Source organism: Pseudomonas sp. HMSC066A08 (genome assembly GCF_001813025.1).
Taxonomy (GTDB): Bacteria; Pseudomonadota; Gammaproteobacteria; order Pseudomonadales; family Pseudomonadaceae; genus Pseudomonas; species Pseudomonas aeruginosa.
In genome coordinates this window covers 461,803-477,478 of the sequence record NZ_KV811348.1, presented here as the reverse complement: position 1 = coordinate 477,478, position 15,676 = coordinate 461,803, and the positions used below count along the sequence as shown (strand labels likewise).

Genomic DNA, 15,676 nt, shown 5'->3' with positions numbered 1-15,676 from the left:
CCCGATGACGACTTCCGACCTTCCCGCCTTCTGGACGGTGATCCCCGCCGCCGGCGTGGGTTCGCGCATGCGCGCCGACCGCCCGAAGCAATATCTCGATCTTGCCGGTCGCACCGTGATCGAGCGCACCCTCGATTGTTTCCTCGAACACCCGATGCTCAGGGGGCTGGTGGTCTGCCTGGCCGAGGACGATCCCTACTGGCCCGGGCTGGACTGCGCCGCCAGCCGGCATGTGCAGCGCGCCGCCGGGGGCGCCGAGCGCGCCGGCTCGGTGTTGAACGGTTTGCTGCGCCTGCTGGAGTTGGGGGCACAGGCCGACGACTGGGTGCTGGTGCATGACGCCGCGCGGCCGAACCTGACCCGCGGCGACCTCGACCGCCTGCTCGAAGAACTCGCCGAAGATCCGGTCGGCGGGCTGCTGGCGGTGCCGGCGAGGGATACCCTCAAGCGCGCCGACCGCGACGGCCGGGTCAGTGAAACCATCGACCGCTCGGTGGTCTGGCTGGCCTATACGCCGCAGATGTTCCGCCTCGGCGCCCTGCACCGGGCGCTGGCCGATGCGTTGGTGGCCGGCGTGGCGATCACCGACGAGGCTTCGGCGATGGAGTGGGCCGGCTATGCGCCGAAGCTGGTGGAAGGGCGCGCCGACAACCTGAAGATCACCACCCCGGAAGACCTGCTGCGCCTGCAGCGCAGTTTTCCGCACTGATCCCTGGCACGAGAAAGCCGACCCTCGGGTCGGCTTTCTCGTCGTTGCAGACTCGCTCGTTCAGCTTTCCAGCGGCACCTCTATGAGGAAGCGGAACAGCGCGCCGTGCTGCTCCACCGCCAGGCATTTGTAGCCCTGGCGCTGGGTATCTTCGGGAATCCCGTGGACCGATTGCGAGCAGTCGGTGACCACTTCCAGGCGTTCGCCCGGCTGCATGGTCGCCAGGGTTTCCAGGGTGGCGATGGCGTTGTACGGGCAATGTTCGCCGCGCAGGTCAAGCGACAGGGTCGGTTTGTCGGTCTGGCTCATGGTTCGGTTTCCGCGGTCGGGTGAATCGGGAGGCGTTCAGTTGCACCAGCAGCAGGCACAGGGCCAGGCCGGCGAAGGTCAATAGCAGGCCGTTGCCGGGCCCGAAGCTTTCCAGCAGGTTGAGCTTGGGATAGGGCAGGGCGAGGCGGGTGCCCAACTGGTCCCAGAAGACCGCCACCAGGGTTCCGCCGATGACGTTGCCGATGCCGACCACCCAGAAGTGCACCTGGCCCTCCATCGAGCGGTACATCCAGCCGGTCTCGCAACCGCCGGCGAGGACGATGCCGATGCCGAAGAGAATGCCGCCGATGATCGCATTCGGGCCCATCCAGAAGATCTTCGGCGCGACGCCCAGGCGGATCGCGGCGAAGGTACCGATGCAGGCGGCCGCCATGCCGAGCAGGATGCCGAAGGCGGCGCGGGTCCGGCCGGTGGTCCAGAGGTCCCGTGCGGCGCTGGTGAAGCAGATCTGCGCGCGCTCGATCAGGCCGCCGAACAGCAGGCCGAACAGGCAGGCCATGCCCAGCACCAGCGACACCTCGAAGCGCCAGGCGGCGAACAGCGCGGCGAGCGCCAGCACCGCCAGGCCCAGGCGGGCTTGCAGGCGTGCGCGTCGGGCCAGGCTTTCGGCGTCGGGCAGGGCGCTGGCCGTGGCACCGACCTTCAGCGGCGTGCGCAGGAACGGCAGCAGGCTGATCTTCACACCGATCCAGGCGCCGCCGACGGTGGCGAACATGAAGGCCCAGGCGTGCAGGGAAAACATCGGGATGCCGGTGAAGAACGCCGCCAGGTTGCAGCCCATCGCCAGGCGTGCACCGAAGCCGGCGACGATACCGCCGACCAGGCCTTGTAGCAGGCGGCGTTTGCTGGTCGGCCAGCGCAGGCTGACGTTGCCGGCCCAGAGGGCGCAGCACAGGGCGCCGAGGAACATGCCGATGATCATCACTCCGTCGATCCGGTCCAGCGGCGTGCCTTGAAGGCCGATCAGCCTGAAGTAGCTCCAGTCCTGTGGCTGGTAGCCGAACCAGGACAGCACGTGGCCGCCCCAGCGGGTGAATTCGCCGGTCACCGCCCAGAAGGTACCGGTGAGCGCGAAGTAGTAGGCGGAGGCGACGCCGAGGGCGACCAGCGCCGGCAGCGGCGACCAGAACCTCACCAGGTAGCGTTGGCGAAACGCATTGAGGGCAGACATGCGACTTCCTTGAATCGATAGCGGGTGGAACGGGAAACCGCCAAGTCTATCGCAGCGGCGAATCGCCTTACTGCTTCAGCGCAGGTTTTTCTCCCCGGCGAGTCCCGGATGGGATTGCGCAAGTCCTTCCTTGAGATAGTCCACCAGTTGCCGGACTTTCGGCGACAGGTGACGCTGCTGGGGGTACAGCGCCCATACCGCGGTATTCGGCGGCTGGTGGCCTTCCAGCAGGGAGACCAGGCGGCCGCTGCGCAGATGCTCGATCACGTAGTAGTCGGGCAGCTGGCACAGGCCGAAGCCGCGCAGGGCGGCGTCGAGCACCGCCTGGCCGCTGTTGCAGCGCCAGTTGCCCTGGACCCGGTGCTGGGTTTCCCGGCCGTCCTCGAGGAAGCTCCACAGGTCGCTGCTGCCGATCAGGCAGTTGAACTGGCCGAGTTCCGCCGGCGACTGCGGAGTGCCGTGGCGGCGCAGGTATTCCGGGGTGGCGCAGAGGTACATGACGCGTGGCGCCAACCGTGTGGCGACCAATCGCGAATCGCTCAGGCGGCCGAGGCGGATGGCCAGGTCGAAGCCCTCGTGGAGCAGGTCCAACTGGCGGTTGGACAGCTCGATGTCGACCCGCAGTTGCGGATAGTCGGCCATGAAGGCATTCACCAGCGGCACGATGAAACGTTCGCCGTAGGCCACCGCGCAGGTCATGCGCAGCAGGCCCTTGGGCTCCGCGGAGAGGTCGCTGACCGCGCGCAGGGCTTCGTCGCGGGCGTCCTGCAGGCGCTGGCAATGTTGCAGGAAGGTCTGTCCGGCTTCGCTCAGCGACACTCGCCGGGTGCTGCGGTAGAGCAGGCGGGTCTGCAGGCGCTCCTCCAGGCGGGCGACCTGGCGGCTGATGTGCGACGAGGAAACCCCCATGCGTTCGGCTGCCGCGGTGAACTGTCCGGTTTCGGCGACAGCGACGAATTCGTCGAGTCCTTCCCAGCGATTCATCTGGATTGTCCCTGTATAGCAATAATGTTTTGATTATTGCCTGATTATTCCTTGAAACGCGGTTTTCTACACTTTCCGTTTCAGTGGGTCGCTTAGCGGCCCGCCGGCTTCCATCGTTCAGGAGTTCCCAGATGATCAAGTCCCGTGCCGCCGTCGCCTTCGCCCCCAACAAACCGTTGGAAATCGTCGAGGTGGATGTGGCGCCGCCGCAGAAGGGCGAGGTACTGGTGCGCATCGTCGCCACCGGCGTCTGCCATACCGACGCGTACACCCTGTCCGGCCAGGATTCCGAGGGGGTGTTCCCGTGCATCCTGGGCCACGAAGGTGGCGGCATCGTCGAAGCGGTGGGCGAGGGCGTGACCTCCCTGCAGGTGGGCGACCATGTCATCCCGCTGTACACCGCCGAGTGCGGCAAGTGCAAATTCTGCCTGTCCGGCAAGACCAACCTCTGCCAGGCCGTGCGCGCCACCCAGGGCAAGGGCCTGATGCCCGACGGCACCAGCCGTTTCTCCTACAAGGGCGAGCCGGTCTTCCACTACATGGGCTGCTCGACCTTCTCCGAATACACCGTGCTGCCGGAAATCTCCCTGGCGAAGATTCCCAAGGATGCCCCGCTGGAGAAGGTCTGCCTGCTTGGCTGCGGCGTCACCACCGGGATCGGTGCCGTGCTGAATACCGCCAAGGTGGAAGAGGGCGCTACCGTTGCCATCTTCGGCCTGGGCGGCATCGGTTTGGCGGCGATCATCGGGGCGAAGATGGCCAAGGCCGCGCGCATCATCGCGGTCGACATCAACCCGGGCAAGTTCGATATCGCCAGGGAGCTGGGCGCCACCGACTTCATCAATCCGAAGGACTACGACAAGCCGATCCAGGACGTCATCGTCGAACTGACCGATGGCGGCGTCGACTACTCCTTCGAGTGCGTCGGCAACGTGCAGTTGATGCGCGCCGCGCTGGAATGCTGCCACAAGGGCTGGGGCGAGTCGGTGATCATCGGTGTCGCCGGCGCCGGCCAGGAAATCAGCACCCGGCCGTTCCAACTGGTCACCGGCCGCGTCTGGCGCGGTTCGGCGTTCGGCGGGGTGCGTGGGCGCAGCGAGCTGCCGAGCTATGTCGAGAAGGCGCAGAAGGGCGAGATCCCGCTGGATACCTTCATCACCCACACCATGGGGCTGGAGGACATCAACGAGGCCTTCGAGCTGATGCACGAAGGCAAGAGCATCCGCACCGTCATTCATTTCTGACAAGCCGTCGTGGCGAGCCCTGCGGCTCGCCACGATCGTTTCACGGAGGTCACGTGAAGGATTCCCTCGAACTGATCGGCAGCCAGAAGAACTTCGGCGGCTGGCACCAGCGTTACCGTCATTTTTCCCGGACCCTGAACTGCGAGATGGTCTTCGCCATCTACCTGCCGCCTCAGGCCGAGCCGGAGGCGGCGCTGCCGGCCCTGTACTGGCTGTCCGGGCTGACCTGTACCGACGAGAACTTCATGCAGAAGGCCGGCGCCCAGCGGGTTGCCGCCGAGCTGGGAGTGGTACTGGTGGCACCGGATACCAGTCCGCGCGGCAGCGGTGTCCCCGGCGATCCCGACGGCGCCTGGGACTTCGGCCTGGGCGCAGGCTTCTACCTGAACGCCACGCAGGAGCCCTGGTCCGCGCACTACCGCATGCACGACTACGTGGTGCACGAGTTGCCGGCGCTGATCGAGGCGCATTTCCCGGTGTCCCGGCGGCGCGGCATCAGCGGGCACTCGATGGGTGGGCATGGCGCGCTGGTCTGCGCGCTGCGCAACCCGGGACACTACCTGTCGCTGTCGGCCTTTGCGCCGATCTGCCATCCGAGCGATTGCCCCTGGGGCCAGAAGGCGTTCTCCCGCTACCTGGGCGAGGACCCGGCGGCCTGGCGCGAATGGGATGCCTGTGCGTTGCTCGAGGGCGCGTCCGAACGCTTGCCGATCCTGGTCGACCAGGGCGAGCGCGACGACTTCCTCGCCGTCCAGCTCAAGCCGGAAGCGCTGCGCAATGCGGCGGACAAGGCCGGCCACCCGCTGGAGTTGCGTCTGCAACCAGGCTACGACCACAGCTACTACTTCATCGCCAGCTTCATCGAGGATCACCTGCGCCATCATGCCGGGGTTCTCAACGGTTGATCCGCGATACCTGAAGCCTGTCCCGATCCGGGGTAGAATCACGCCCTGATTCCAACCAGGGCGTTTTTTCATGCGAATTGGCCATGGCTACGACGTGCATCGCTTCGGCGAGGGCGACTTCATCACCCTCGGCGGTGTGCGCATTCCCCACAAACACGGGCTGGTCGCCCACTCCGACGGCGACGTGCTGCTGCACGCCTTGTCCGATGCGCTGCTCGGCGCGGCGGCGCTGGGCGACATCGGCAAGCACTTCCCGGACACCGACCCGCGGTTCAAGGGCGCCGACAGTCGCGCGCTGCTGCGACACGTGGTCGCCATCGTCGCCGAGAAGGGCTGGAAGGTCGGCAACGTCGACGCCACCATCGTCGCCCAGGCGCCGAAGATGGCGCCGCACATCGAGACCATGCGCGGGTTGATCGCCGAGGACCTCGGCGTCGCGGTCGACCAGGTCAACGTCAAGGCCACCACTACCGAGCGGCTAGGTTTCACCGGACGCGAAGAGGGCATTGCTGTACATGCGGTCGCTTTGCTGATGGCCCGATGAGCGTTCTCGGCGAACTCGACCTGCTCGGGCCGCGCGCCCATGGGGCAGCCTGCGGCGAGGCGGTGCTCAAGGCCGTGGCCGAGGACTTCCAGGTCGACGAGGTGCTGGACATTCCCCTCAGCGGTGAAGGCGAGCACCTCTGGCTGTGGGTGGAAAAGCGCGGATTGAACACCGAGGAGGCGGCCCGTCGCCTCGGCCGCGCCGCCGGCGTGCAGCAGAAGAACGTCAGCTACGCCGGGTTGAAGGACCGCCAGGCCCTGACCCGGCAATGGTTCAGCCTGCATCTGCCGGGCAAGGCCGATCCCGACCTGGGTGCAGCCGAGGGCGCGGACTTGCGGATTCTTCGCCGCACCCGTCATTCGCGCAAGTTGCAGCGAGGCGCGCATGCCGCCAACGGCTTCACCCTGCGTCTGACCGGGCTGCGGGCGGAGCGTGCCCTTCTCGACGCGCGCTTGGAACGTATCGCCGCGGACGGCGTGCCCAATTATTTCGGCCTGCAACGCTTCGGCCACGGCGGCGGCAACCTGGTCGACGCGCGCAGTTGCGCGGAGCAGAGCCTGCTGCCGGCGAACCGCAACCTGCGTTCGCGCTTCCTTTCCGCCGGACGCAGCTACCTGTTCAACCGCCTGCTCGCCGAGCGGGTCGCGGGGGGGAGCTGGAACCGCGCAGCGGTCGGCGACCTGCTGGCCTTCACCGACAGCCGCAGCTTTTTCCTCGCTGGCGAGGAAGAATGCCGCGATGCCCGTCTGGCCGCCCTCGACCTGCACCCCACCGGACCGCTCTGGGGCGAGGGCGATCCGCCGAGCGGCGCCGGCGTCCTCGAACGCGAGCTGGCCCTGGCCGGGAGCGAGCCGGCGCTCTGCCGATGGCTGGCGAAGGCGGGCATGGCGCACGAACGGCGCATCCTGCGGCTCCCCATCCAGGGGCTGGCGTGGCATTATCCCGAACCTGATGTTCTGCAACTGGAATTCGTCCTGCCGGCCGGTTGTTTCGCCACCGTAGTGGTGCGTGAAATCCTCGACCTGGTACCGACAGGGCAGACGGAAAACCCATGCGCATACTGATTGCCAACGACGACGGGGTGACCGCACCCGGTATCGCCGCGCTTTACGACGCGCTGGCGGATCATGCCGATTGCGTAGTGATCGCCCCCGACCAGGACAAGAGCGGCGCCAGCAGTTCCCTGACGCTGGACCGCCCGCTGCACCCGCAGCGCCTGGACAACGGATTCATCAGCCTCAACGGCACGCCGACCGACTGCGTGCACCTGGGCCTGAACGGCTTGCTGGAGGAATTGCCGGACATGGTGGTCTCGGGTATCAACCTGGGCGCCAACCTCGGCGATGACGTCCTCTATTCCGGTACCGTGGCGGCGGCCATCGAAGGGCGCTTCCTGAAGGGGCCGGCCTTCGCCTTCTCGCTGGTCTCGCGGTTGGCGGACAACCTGCCCACCGCCATGCACTTCGCCCGCCTGCTGGTCTCCGCCCACGAGCGCCTGGCCGTGCCGCCGCGTACCGTGCTCAACGTCAATATCCCGAACCTGCCGCTGGATCGCGTACGCGGTATCCAACTGACCCGCCTCGGGCACCGCGCCCGCGCCGCCGCGCCGGTGAAGGTAGTCAATCCGCGCGGCAAGGAAGGCTACTGGATCGCCGCGGCCGGCGATGCCGAGGACGGCGGGCCCGGGACGGATTTCCACGCGGTCATGCAAGGCTACGTGTCGATCACCCCGTTGCAACTGGACCGTACCTTCCACGAAGCCTTCGGCGGCCTCGACGAATGGCTGGGAGGACTGACGTGATGTCCGAAGACCTGCATCGCCGGGGTATCGGCATGACCTCCCAGCGTACCCGAGAGCGCCTGATCCAGCGCCTGTACGAAGAAGGTCTGTCCAACGCCCATGTGCTCGAGGTGATCCGCCGCACGCCGCGTCATCTGTTCGTCGACGAGGCGCTCTCGCACCGCGCCTACGAAGACACCGCCCTGCCGATCGGCCACAACCAGACCATTTCCCAGCCGTTCATGGTGGCGCGGATGACCGAGTTGCTGCTGGCGGCCGGCCCGCTGGACAAGGTCATGGAGATCGGTACCGGGTCCGGCTACCAGACCGCAGTGCTGGCGCAACTGGTCGAGCGGGTCTTCTCCGTCGAGCGGATCCAGGCGTTGCAGGACAAGGCCAAGGAGCGTCTTGCGGAGCTAAACCTGCGTAATGTTGTCTTTCGTTGGGGCGATGGCTGGGAAGGCTGGTCGGCGTTGGCTCCCTACAATGGAATCATCGTCACCGCGGCGGCCACGGAAGTCCCGCAGTCGTTGCTGGACCAGTTGGCGCCTGGGGGGCGCCTGGTGATCCCGGTCGGTGGCGGCGAGGTCCAGCAACTGATGCTGATCGTCCGCACCGAGGACGGGTTCAGCCGCCAGGTACTCGACTCGGTACGTTTCGTCCCGTTGCTCAACGGCCCGATCGCCTGAGCCGGCGGCCGGCGTCGCCGGCCCGATTGAACGAAAGCGAAGAAGATGGATAAGGGGGAAGGATTGAGGCTAGCAGCGACCCTGCGGCAATGGACTCGGCTCTACGGTGGCTGCCACCTGTTGCTCGGGGCCGTCGTCTGTTCCCTTCTCGCCGCCTGTTCGTCGTCGCCTCCCGGCGGGGTCAAGGTCGTCGATCGCAACGGTTCCGCGCCTGCCGCTGCGCGGCGTACGCCGGTCACCAGCGGGCAGTACATCGTGCGCCGCGGCGACACCCTGTATTCCATTGCCTTCCGCTTCGGCTGGGACTGGAAAGCCCTGGCCGCGCGCAATGGTATCGCGCCGCCCTATACCATCCAGGTCGGTCAAGCTATCCAATTTGGTGGGCGGGCATCGGCGCAACCGTCCGTCGCGAAAAACACGCCGGTCGTCGCTGCGCCCGTGGCGAGCAAGCCTACCCCGGTTCCACCCGCTGTTAGTACGTCGGTACCTGCCAAGCCCGCACCGGCTCCGGCCTCGACCACGACCCCACCCAGCAGCGGCGCGACTCCCGTCGTCGCGGGGCCTGCGGTGGGCGGTTGGGCATGGCCTGCGAGCGGTACGCTGATCGGCCGTTTTGCCTCAAACGGAAGTTTGAATAAAGGGATTGATATAGCCGGTCAATTGGGCCAGCCTGTCCTGGCTGCGTCTGGTGGGACCGTTGTATACGCCGGTAGTGGTTTGCGGGGCTACGGCGAGTTGGTCATCATCAAACACAACGAGACCTACGTGAGTGCCTACGGTCACAACCGCAGGCTGCTGGTGCGGGAAGGGCAACAGGTCAAGGTAGGGCAATCGATTGCCGAGATGGGCTCCACAGGAACCGATCGGGTGAAGCTGCACTTCGAGATTCGCCGCCAGGGTAAGCCTGTCGATCCACTGCAATATTTGCCACGTCGCTGACCGGGAGTTCGCCCGCCCACATCATGTAGGTGAGCGGGTCCGGGCGTGTCCAGCGGGAAAGGAATCGCCCGGGCTTGAGTCGAACTCATGCAAGGGATAACGACATGGCACTCAAAAAAGAAGGGCCGGAGTTTGACCACGATGATGAAGTGCTCCTCCTGGAGCCCGGCATCATGCTGGACGAGTCGTCTGCCGACGAGCAGCCTTCTCCCCGGGCAACTCCAAAAGCCACCACTTCCTTCTCTTCCAAACAACACAAGCACATCGACTACACGCGCGCGTTGGACGCAACGCAGCTGTATCTCAACGAAATCGGTTTCTCGCCCCTGTTGACGCCCGAAGAGGAAGTCCACTTCGCTCGTCTGGCGCAGAAGGGCGATCCCGCTGGTCGGAAGCGGATGATCGAGAGCAACCTGCGGTTGGTGGTGAAGATCGCCCGGCGCTATGTCAATCGCGGACTGTCCCTGCTCGACCTGATCGAGGAAGGCAACCTAGGCCTGATCCGCGCCGTGGAGAAGTTCGATCCGGAGCGCGGATTCCGGTTCTCGACCTACGCCACCTGGTGGATCCGCCAGACCATCGAACGGGCCATCATGAACCAGACCCGGACCATCCGTTTGCCGATCCATGTGGTCAAGGAGCTCAACGTATACCTGCGTGCGGCGCGGGAACTGACCCACAAGCTCGACCACGAACCTTCCCCCGAAGAAATCGCCAACCTGCTGGAGAAGCCGGTCGCCGAGGTCAAGCGCATGCTCGGCCTGAACGAACGGGTGACTTCGGTGGACGTCTCTCTTGGTCCGGACTCGGACAAGACCCTGCTGGATACGCTCACCGACGATCGCCCCACCGATCCGTGCGAGCTGCTGCAGGATGACGATCTCAGCGAAAGCATCGACCAGTGGCTGACGGAACTCACCGACAAGCAGCGTGAGGTGGTGATTCGCCGCTTCGGCTTGCGCGGGCACGAAAGCAGCACGCTGGAAGAGGTCGGCCAGGAAATCGGCCTGACCCGCGAGCGGGTTCGTCAGATCCAGGTCGAGGCGCTGAAGCGCCTGCGGGAGATCCTGGAGAAGAACGGCCTGTCGAGTGACGCGCTGTTCCAGTGACGGAAAACCTTAGACCCACGGAAGACCCGGCGTTCGCCGGGTTTTTTGTGTCTGCTCTTGTAAGCATTAACTTACACGGCGTGTGAGCCTAAGTAGATAAATGTCCGGGAGGTTTGCCAAAAACACTTGGTGAATTTAAGTAACCTATTGAAAATAAAGGAATATATTTTTTTAAAATGGCTGCCGAAGAAGCTTCGCTGGGTTTTCTGGCAGGTTGCGGGAGCACAGGGAATCGCTAATATCACTCCTGCGTACAGGGAACACGCAACCCCGAAGGATCGGGGAAGGGACGTCGCCAGGGAGGCGATTCATCAGGATGATGACGAGGGACTGAAGAGTGGGCGGGGTAATACCCCGCCCCTTTTTTTGCCTGCCGTTTTACTCGTTGCCAAAGAAAAGGCCCGCTGTTTGCGGGCCTTGGCGTATCAGCGCTCCAGATGCTGGAGCTTGCCGGCGACGCCGTCCCATTCCTCGGCGTCGGGCAGGGCATCCTTCTTCTCGGTGATGTTCGGCCAGACTTCCGCCAGTTCGCTGTTCAGCTCGATGAATTCCTGCATGTTCTCCGGCACTTCGTCTTCGGAGAAAATCGCCTGGGCCGGACATTCGGGCTCGCACAGGGCGCAGTCGATGCACTCGTCCGGATGGATGACCAGGAAGTTGGGTCCTTCGTAGAAGCAGTCTACCGGGCAGACTTCCACGCAGTCGGTGTATTTGCACTTGATGCAGTTGTCGGTGACGACGAAGGTCATTTTCTAGTTCTCTCCTCAGGCGGGCGGCTAAGCGCGCGCGATTCTAGCAGCTTGTGCGGTAGTCCGTCAGACCCGCATCTTCCATGCATATAACAGATCGAGAGCTTGCCGCGGGCTGATATCGTCGGGATTGATCCTCGACAATTCATCGATCACCGGGTGCGGCAGGCTGGCGAACAGGTCGCTCTGCATCGGCGAGGCGGGCTTGCCGCTCTGCTGGCTCGGCATCTCGTGCGGCAGGCTGGTGGTTTCCAGGCGCTTGAGGTGTTCGCGGGCGCGCTGGATTACCGGGGCCGGCACGCCGGCCAACTGGGCCACCGCGAGGCCGTAGCTCTGGCTCGCCGGTCCCGGCAGTACATGGTGCAGGAACACGATGCGTTCATTGTGCTCGGTCGCGTTCAGGTGCACGTTGGCTACCGCTGGTTGGCTTTCCGGCAGTACGGTCAGTTCGAAATAGTGGGTGGCGAACAGGGTGAAGGCGCGAGTCCGGGCCAGGTCCTCGGCCGCTGCCCAGGCCAGCGACAGGCCGTCGAAGGTGCTGGTGCCGCGGCCGACCTCATCCATCAGCACCAGGCTCTTGTCGGTGGCGTTGTGCAGGATGTTGGCGGTTTCGCTCATTTCCACCATGAAGGTCGAGCGGCCGCCGGCAAGATCGTCGGACGAGCCGATGCGGGTGAAGATGCGGTCCACCAGGGACAGCTCGCAGCGTGCAGCCGGAACGAAGCTGCCGATATGCGCAAGCAGCACGATCAGCGCGGTTTGCCGCATGTAGGTGGATTTACCGCCCATGTTCGGGCCGGTGATCACCAGCATCCGGGTGTCGGCATCCAGCGCCAGGTCGTTGGCCACGAACGGCGTCTCCAGCACCTGCTCGACCACCGGATGGCGGCCCTGCTCGATGTGCAGGCAGGTGTGCTCGACGAACCGCGGGCGATTCAGGTCGAGGTTCAGCGCGCGTTCGGCGAGATTCGCCAGCACGTCCAGTTCCGCCAGCGCCGAGGCGCTGTCCTGGAGCGGAGCGAGGTGGCCGATCAGGCGTTCCAGCAGCTCTTCGTAGAGTGCCTTCTCGCGGGCCAGGGCGCGGCTCTGGGCCGACAGCGCCTTGTCCTCGAAGGCCTTCAGTTCCGGAGTGATGAAGCGCTCGGCGCCTTTCAGGGTCTGCCGGCGGATGTAGTCGGCCGGAGCCTGTTCGGCCTGCACCCGTGGCAGCTCGATGAAGTAGCCATGGATGCGGTTGTAGCCGACCTTCAGGTTGGGCAGGCCGGTGCGGGCCTTCTCGCGCGCTTCCAGGTCCATCAGGAATTGCCCGGCGTTTTCGCTCAGCGCCTGCAGCTCGTCCAGCTCGGCGTCATAGCCGGTCTTGATCACGCCACCGTCGCGGATCACCGCCGGCGGGTTGTCGATGATCGCCTTGGCCAGCAGTTCGGCGAGTTCGGGATAGGTGCCGATGGTGGTGGCCAGCGCCTGCAGGTGCGGCGCTTCCAGTTCGGTCATGGCGTTCTGCAGGTCCGGCAGCGCCGCCAGCGCGTCGCGCAGGCGCGCCAGGTCGCGAGGGCGGGCGTTGCGCAGGCCGATGCGGGCGAGGATACGTTCGAGGTCGCCGATTTCCTTGAGCTGCGGTTGCAGGTTCTCGAAGCGGTAGCGTTCCAGCAGGCAGGCAATGGACTCCTGGCGAGCTTCCAGCACCGCGCGGTCACGCAGCGGACGGTTCAGCCAGCGGCTCATCAGGCGGCTGGCCATGGCGGTTTGGCAGCGGTCGACCACCGATTGCAGGGTGTTCTCGCGGCCACCGCCGAGATTGATATCCAGCTCCAGGTTGCGGCGGCTGGCGCCGTCGAGGATCACCGTGTCATCGAGGCGGTCGTGGCGCAGGCTGCGTAGGTGCGGCAGGGCGGTACGCTGGGTTTCCTTGGCATAGGCGAGCAGGCAGCCGGCGGCGCCGATGGCCAGGGTCAGGTTCTGGCAGCCGAAGCCTTTCAGGTCCTGGGTGCCGAATTGCTGGCAGAGGCTCTTGTGCGCCGAGTCGCGATCGAAGTCCCATGGCGCGCGGCGACGTACGCCGCGGCGCTTCTCCGCCGGCAGGCCCTGTGGCCAGTCGTCGGGAATCAGTAGCTCGGCCGGGTTGAGGCGCTCCAGTTCGGCCAGCAGGGTTTCCCAGCCTTTTATCTCCTGGACGCTGAAGCGGCCGCTGGTGATGTCCAGCACGGCGAGGCCGAACAGGCGCTCGTCGCCGAGGATCGCCGCCAGCAGGTTGTCGCGGCGTTCGTCGAGCAGCGCCTCGTCGCTCACCGTACCGGGAGTGATGATCCGCACCACCTGGCGCTCCACCGGCCCCTTGCTGGTGGCCGGATCGCCGATCTGCTCGCAGATCGCCACCGACTCGCCGAGCTTGACCAGTTTGGCCAGGTAGCCCTCCGCGGAATGGAAGGGAATGCCTGCCATCGGGATCGCCTTGCCGCCGGACTGGCCGCGAGCGGTCAGGGTGATGTCGAGCAGCTTGGCGGCCTTCTTCGCGTCCTCGTAGAACAGCTCGTAGAAGTCGCCCATGCGATAGAACATCAATTGGTCGGGGTGCTGATGCTTCAGTTTGAAGTACTGCTGCATCATTGGCGTGTGCTGGGAGAGGTCGGTCATACGGGCCTTCGGAAGCGGGCTTTGGACGGTGCAAAAGAGGGTAATGTTAACCCGATTCGCCGGCCTGTGTCGGGTCCGTTCGGGACGATGGGAAACAGGCGCGGCCCATCTGGCCCGCGCCTGCGACGGTTGCTTCAGCGTGCCGCGGTATAGCTGGCGCCGAGCTTCTGCCGACCGTCGGGCAGGTTGATCTGCGCCGGGTCGAGACGCCAGACCCGCGCCGCGGCGATGTCGCCGAGGAGCAGGCTGTAGGTCGGGTCGAACGAGGTGCTGGAGAAGATCAGGTAGTCCTCGTTCACCGGTGCGGCGTCGGAATTGTCGCCCTGGCAGTGGTTGAGCGGTAGTGTCGCCGGAGTGCCGGGCGGGCTGTTGGGTACGACCATGGCCAACTGGTCGTTGCCGGCCGGCTGGGTGCGCGAGAGGAAGTAGGCGGTGTAGTCGCGTACCACCGGGTAATAGTCGCGGCCCCCCGCGGCCGGGGTGGCGAGGGGGCTGACCTGGCCGTTCTCCAGGTTCCTGCGCACCACCCGCAGGCTGTCGCCGGCTCCTGTCGCGTAGACCACGTACTTGCCTGAGGGGGTGAGGAACGGCATCGACTCCTCGGTGCTCCAGCCGTCGCTGGTCACGGCTTTCCAGGCGCTCACGCCGACGCTGCCATCGCCATTGAAGACCAGGGTGGCGAGGCGGATGTCGCCCTCGTGCTTGAGCACGACCTGGCGGCCGTCGAAGGAGAACTTCGGGTCCTCGTTGCGACCGCCGATGGCCGCGGTCAGGTTGCTCGGCGCCTGGGTACCGCCGATGGCCCAGGCGAATACGTGCCAGGCGCCATTCTGGCGGCCCATGAAGGTCAGGTAGCGGCCGTCCGGGGAGAAATGCGCATTCATCGGGTCCTCGATGTTCCAGCCGGGCTGGTTGAGCAGGCGGGTGCTCTTGCTCTTGAAATCGTGCAGGTAGAGGTTCGAGGAGCCGTCCCCGTACTCCATATAGCTGTGGTAGACCAGGCGTCCGCCGAGCGCGGGCAGGCTGCTGGCCGGTTGCAGGGTCAGGTTGGCGGTGCAGGCCGCATGGGCGGGGAAGCTGGCAATGGGGGAGAAGAGCAGGGCGAGGGACAGCAGCGAGGCCTTGAGCGGCGCTATGTTCATGGGGGCCTTTCCTTGGACGGTGATGGAGCATGCATGTTCGCGCATTCGCTGCCTTCGCGCGGTTGCGCTTGTCCGAAAGCTGCTTCTGAATGGAAAAGCCGATGGTGTAGGGTAGTCCCTTTCCGTTTCTACCCTGGAGAACAGTGATGACCCTGATGGAGTCCGACCTGACCGCACTGGCCGCCCGCCTCGGCGAAAGCCTTCGTTACCTGGGCGAGCAGGTCAGCACGGCGGAATCCTGCACCGGTGGCGGCATCGCCGAGGCGATCACCCGCATCCCGGGGAGTTCGGGCTGGTTCGAGGCTGGCTACGTGACCTACTCGAACCGCCAGAAGACCCTCCAGCTGCAGGTGCCCGAGTCGCTGTTCCCGGCAGTCGGCGCGGTCAGCCGGGAAGTGGTCGAGGCCATGGTGCGCGGCGCCCAGCGGCACAGCGGAGCGCGTTTCGCGGTGGCGGTGAGCGGTGTCGCCGGGCCCGACGGCGGCTCGCCGGAGAAGCCGGTAGGCACGGTCTGGCTGGCCTGGGCCGACGGCGAGCGGCTGGTCAGCGAGCGCTGCCAGTTCAACGGCGACCGCGATGCCGTGCGCCGGCAGACAGTGGCGACCGCGCTGACCGGCCTGCTGCGCATGAGCAACGGCGAGAACCCGGGCTAGCCGCGCCTGCGGGCAACCGTTCGGAACATTCTTCCCGTCGGGGGTAGGCGAGCGACTTGCCCTGTGGAATAATACTGTCTACTTATACAGTTGT

The 15,676-nt window shown here is 65.6% G+C and carries 16 protein-coding genes; 10 read left to right on the top strand and 6 right to left on the bottom strand.

Going from position 1 to position 15,676, the window contains the following annotated elements; translation table 11 throughout:
• The first annotated feature begins 4 nt into the window (after positions 1–4).
• Positions 5–709, top strand: coding sequence for a 2-C-methyl-D-erythritol 4-phosphate cytidylyltransferase (ispD, locus tag HMPREF2886_RS26000; protein WP_031638792.1), 705 nt, complete (start codon positions 5–7; stop codon positions 707–709).
• 60 nt (positions 710–769) lie between these two features.
• On the opposite strand, the gene yedF is transcribed toward ispD, so the two are convergent.
• The 3 genes from yedF to gfnR form a co-directional block, all read right to left on the bottom strand.
• Positions 770–1,018, bottom strand: a complete 249-nt coding sequence (gene yedF, locus HMPREF2886_RS25995; protein WP_003092358.1) for a sulfurtransferase-like selenium metabolism protein YedF — start codon at positions 1,016–1,018, stop codon at positions 770–772.
• Positions 984–2,210, bottom strand: coding sequence for a selenium metabolism membrane protein YedE/FdhT (gene yedE / locus HMPREF2886_RS25990; RefSeq protein ID WP_042167077.1), 1,227 nt, complete (start codon positions 2,208–2,210; stop codon positions 984–986). Before yedE ends, yedF begins: the two co-directional genes overlap by 35 nt.
• 75 nt (positions 2,211–2,285) lie before the next feature.
• Complete coding sequence (gene gfnR, locus HMPREF2886_RS25985; protein ID WP_003098564.1) at positions 2,286–3,194, bottom strand: glutathione-dependent formaldehyde neutralization regulator; 909 nt, start codon at positions 3,192–3,194, stop codon at positions 2,286–2,288.
• A 131-nt stretch (positions 3,195–3,325) separates the two neighbouring features.
• Between gfnR and HMPREF2886_RS25980 the strand changes: the two genes are divergently transcribed.
• The 8 genes from HMPREF2886_RS25980 to rpoS all read left to right on the top strand — a co-directional run bounded on the left by HMPREF2886_RS25980 (position 3,326) and on the right by rpoS (position 10,404).
• Positions 3,326–4,438, top strand: coding sequence for an S-(hydroxymethyl)glutathione dehydrogenase/class III alcohol dehydrogenase (locus tag HMPREF2886_RS25980; protein ID WP_033975663.1), 1,113 nt, complete (start codon positions 3,326–3,328; stop codon positions 4,436–4,438).
• Between the two features lie 53 nt (positions 4,439–4,491).
• Positions 4,492–5,343 carry an S-formylglutathione hydrolase gene (gene fghA / locus HMPREF2886_RS25975; RefSeq protein WP_070748660.1) on the top strand — a complete coding sequence of 284 codons (852 nt, stop codon included), beginning with the start codon at positions 4,492–4,494 and terminating at the stop codon, positions 5,341–5,343.
• A 70-nt stretch (positions 5,344–5,413) separates the two neighbouring features.
• The gene (gene ispF, locus HMPREF2886_RS25970) at positions 5,414–5,887 is read left to right on the top strand and encodes a 2-C-methyl-D-erythritol 2,4-cyclodiphosphate synthase (protein ID WP_003098560.1); all 474 of its coding nucleotides are present in this window, start codon (positions 5,414–5,416) and stop codon (positions 5,885–5,887) included.
• Entirely contained in the window at positions 5,884–6,951 is a 1,068-nt protein-coding gene (gene truD, locus HMPREF2886_RS25965) for a tRNA pseudouridine(13) synthase TruD (RefSeq protein ID WP_033974209.1), read from the top strand. Before ispF ends, truD begins: the two co-directional genes overlap by 4 nt.
• Positions 6,939–7,688, top strand: a complete 750-nt coding sequence (gene surE, locus HMPREF2886_RS25960) for a 5'/3'-nucleotidase SurE (RefSeq protein ID WP_033975657.1) — start codon at positions 6,939–6,941, stop codon at positions 7,686–7,688. The genes truD and surE overlap by 13 nt, the downstream gene beginning before the upstream one ends.
• A gap of 32 nt (positions 7,689–7,720) precedes the next feature.
• The gene (locus tag HMPREF2886_RS25955) at positions 7,721–8,356 is read left to right on the top strand and encodes a protein-L-isoaspartate(D-aspartate) O-methyltransferase (protein ID WP_003098558.1); all 636 of its coding nucleotides are present in this window, start codon (positions 7,721–7,723) and stop codon (positions 8,354–8,356) included.
• A 45-nt stretch (positions 8,357–8,401) separates the two neighbouring features.
• A complete protein-coding gene (locus tag HMPREF2886_RS25950; protein WP_033974347.1) occupies positions 8,402–9,295 on the top strand; it encodes a peptidoglycan DD-metalloendopeptidase family protein in 894 nt (297 codons plus the stop codon).
• Between the two features lie 104 nt (positions 9,296–9,399).
• Positions 9,400–10,404, top strand: coding sequence for an RNA polymerase sigma factor RpoS (gene rpoS, locus HMPREF2886_RS25945; protein ID WP_003113871.1), 1,005 nt, complete (start codon positions 9,400–9,402; stop codon positions 10,402–10,404).
• 425 nt (positions 10,405–10,829) lie between these two features.
• Here the strand turns inward: rpoS and fdxA are convergent, their stop codons facing one another.
• The 3 genes from fdxA to HMPREF2886_RS25930 all read right to left on the bottom strand — a co-directional run bounded on the left by fdxA (position 10,830) and on the right by HMPREF2886_RS25930 (position 14,929).
• Positions 10,830–11,153 carry a ferredoxin FdxA gene (gene fdxA, locus HMPREF2886_RS25940; protein WP_003092272.1) on the bottom strand — a complete coding sequence of 108 codons (324 nt, stop codon included), beginning with the start codon at positions 11,151–11,153 and terminating at the stop codon, positions 10,830–10,832.
• A 66-nt stretch (positions 11,154–11,219) separates the two neighbouring features.
• Positions 11,220–13,787, bottom strand: a complete 2,568-nt coding sequence (gene mutS, locus HMPREF2886_RS25935; RefSeq protein WP_071546755.1) for a DNA mismatch repair protein MutS — start codon at positions 13,785–13,787, stop codon at positions 11,220–11,222.
• Between the two features lie 134 nt (positions 13,788–13,921).
• Positions 13,922–14,929, bottom strand: coding sequence for a TolB family protein (locus HMPREF2886_RS25930; protein WP_070748658.1), 1,008 nt, complete (start codon positions 14,927–14,929; stop codon positions 13,922–13,924).
• A gap of 146 nt (positions 14,930–15,075) precedes the next feature.
• Here HMPREF2886_RS25930 and HMPREF2886_RS25925 point away from each other — a divergent pair, with 146 nt between their 5' ends.
• The gene (locus tag HMPREF2886_RS25925) at positions 15,076–15,582 is read left to right on the top strand and encodes a CinA family protein (protein WP_070748655.1); all 507 of its coding nucleotides are present in this window, start codon (positions 15,076–15,078) and stop codon (positions 15,580–15,582) included.
• The last annotated feature ends 94 nt before the right edge of the window (positions 15,583–15,676 follow it).

Excerpts from the sequence above, each read along its gene's own strand:
- HMPREF2886_RS25925 (WP_070748655.1), top strand. The coding sequence starts at position 15,076 with ATGACCCTGATGGAGTCCGACCTGACCGCACTGGCCGCCCGCCTCGGC.
- gfnR (WP_003098564.1), bottom strand. The coding sequence starts at position 3,194 with ATGAATCGCTGGGAAGGACTCGACGAATTCGTCGCTGTCGCCGAAACC.
- ispF (WP_003098560.1), top strand. The coding sequence starts at position 5,414 with ATGCGAATTGGCCATGGCTACGACGTGCATCGCTTCGGCGAGGGCGAC.
- rpoS (WP_003113871.1), top strand. The coding sequence starts at position 9,400 with ATGGCACTCAAAAAAGAAGGGCCGGAGTTTGACCACGATGATGAAGTG.
- yedE (WP_042167077.1), bottom strand. The coding sequence starts at position 2,210 with ATGTCTGCCCTCAATGCGTTTCGCCAACGCTACCTGGTGAGGTTCTGG.
- mutS (WP_071546755.1), bottom strand. The coding sequence starts at position 13,787 with ATGACCGACCTCTCCCAGCACACGCCAATGATGCAGCAGTACTTCAAA.
- yedF (WP_003092358.1), bottom strand. The coding sequence starts at position 1,018 with ATGAGCCAGACCGACAAACCGACCCTGTCGCTTGACCTGCGCGGCGAA.
- HMPREF2886_RS25980 (WP_033975663.1), top strand. The coding sequence starts at position 3,326 with ATGATCAAGTCCCGTGCCGCCGTCGCCTTCGCCCCCAACAAACCGTTG.
- ispD (WP_031638792.1), top strand. The coding sequence starts at position 5 with ATGACGACTTCCGACCTTCCCGCCTTCTGGACGGTGATCCCCGCCGCC.
- HMPREF2886_RS25950 (WP_033974347.1), top strand. The coding sequence starts at position 8,402 with ATGGATAAGGGGGAAGGATTGAGGCTAGCAGCGACCCTGCGGCAATGG.
- fdxA (WP_003092272.1), bottom strand. The coding sequence starts at position 11,153 with ATGACCTTCGTCGTCACCGACAACTGCATCAAGTGCAAATACACCGAC.
- HMPREF2886_RS25930 (WP_070748658.1), bottom strand. The coding sequence starts at position 14,929 with ATGAACATAGCGCCGCTCAAGGCCTCGCTGCTGTCCCTCGCCCTGCTC.
- truD (WP_033974209.1), top strand. The coding sequence starts at position 5,884 with ATGAGCGTTCTCGGCGAACTCGACCTGCTCGGGCCGCGCGCCCATGGG.
- surE (WP_033975657.1), top strand. The coding sequence starts at position 6,939 with ATGCGCATACTGATTGCCAACGACGACGGGGTGACCGCACCCGGTATC.
- HMPREF2886_RS25955 (WP_003098558.1), top strand. The coding sequence starts at position 7,721 with ATGACCTCCCAGCGTACCCGAGAGCGCCTGATCCAGCGCCTGTACGAA.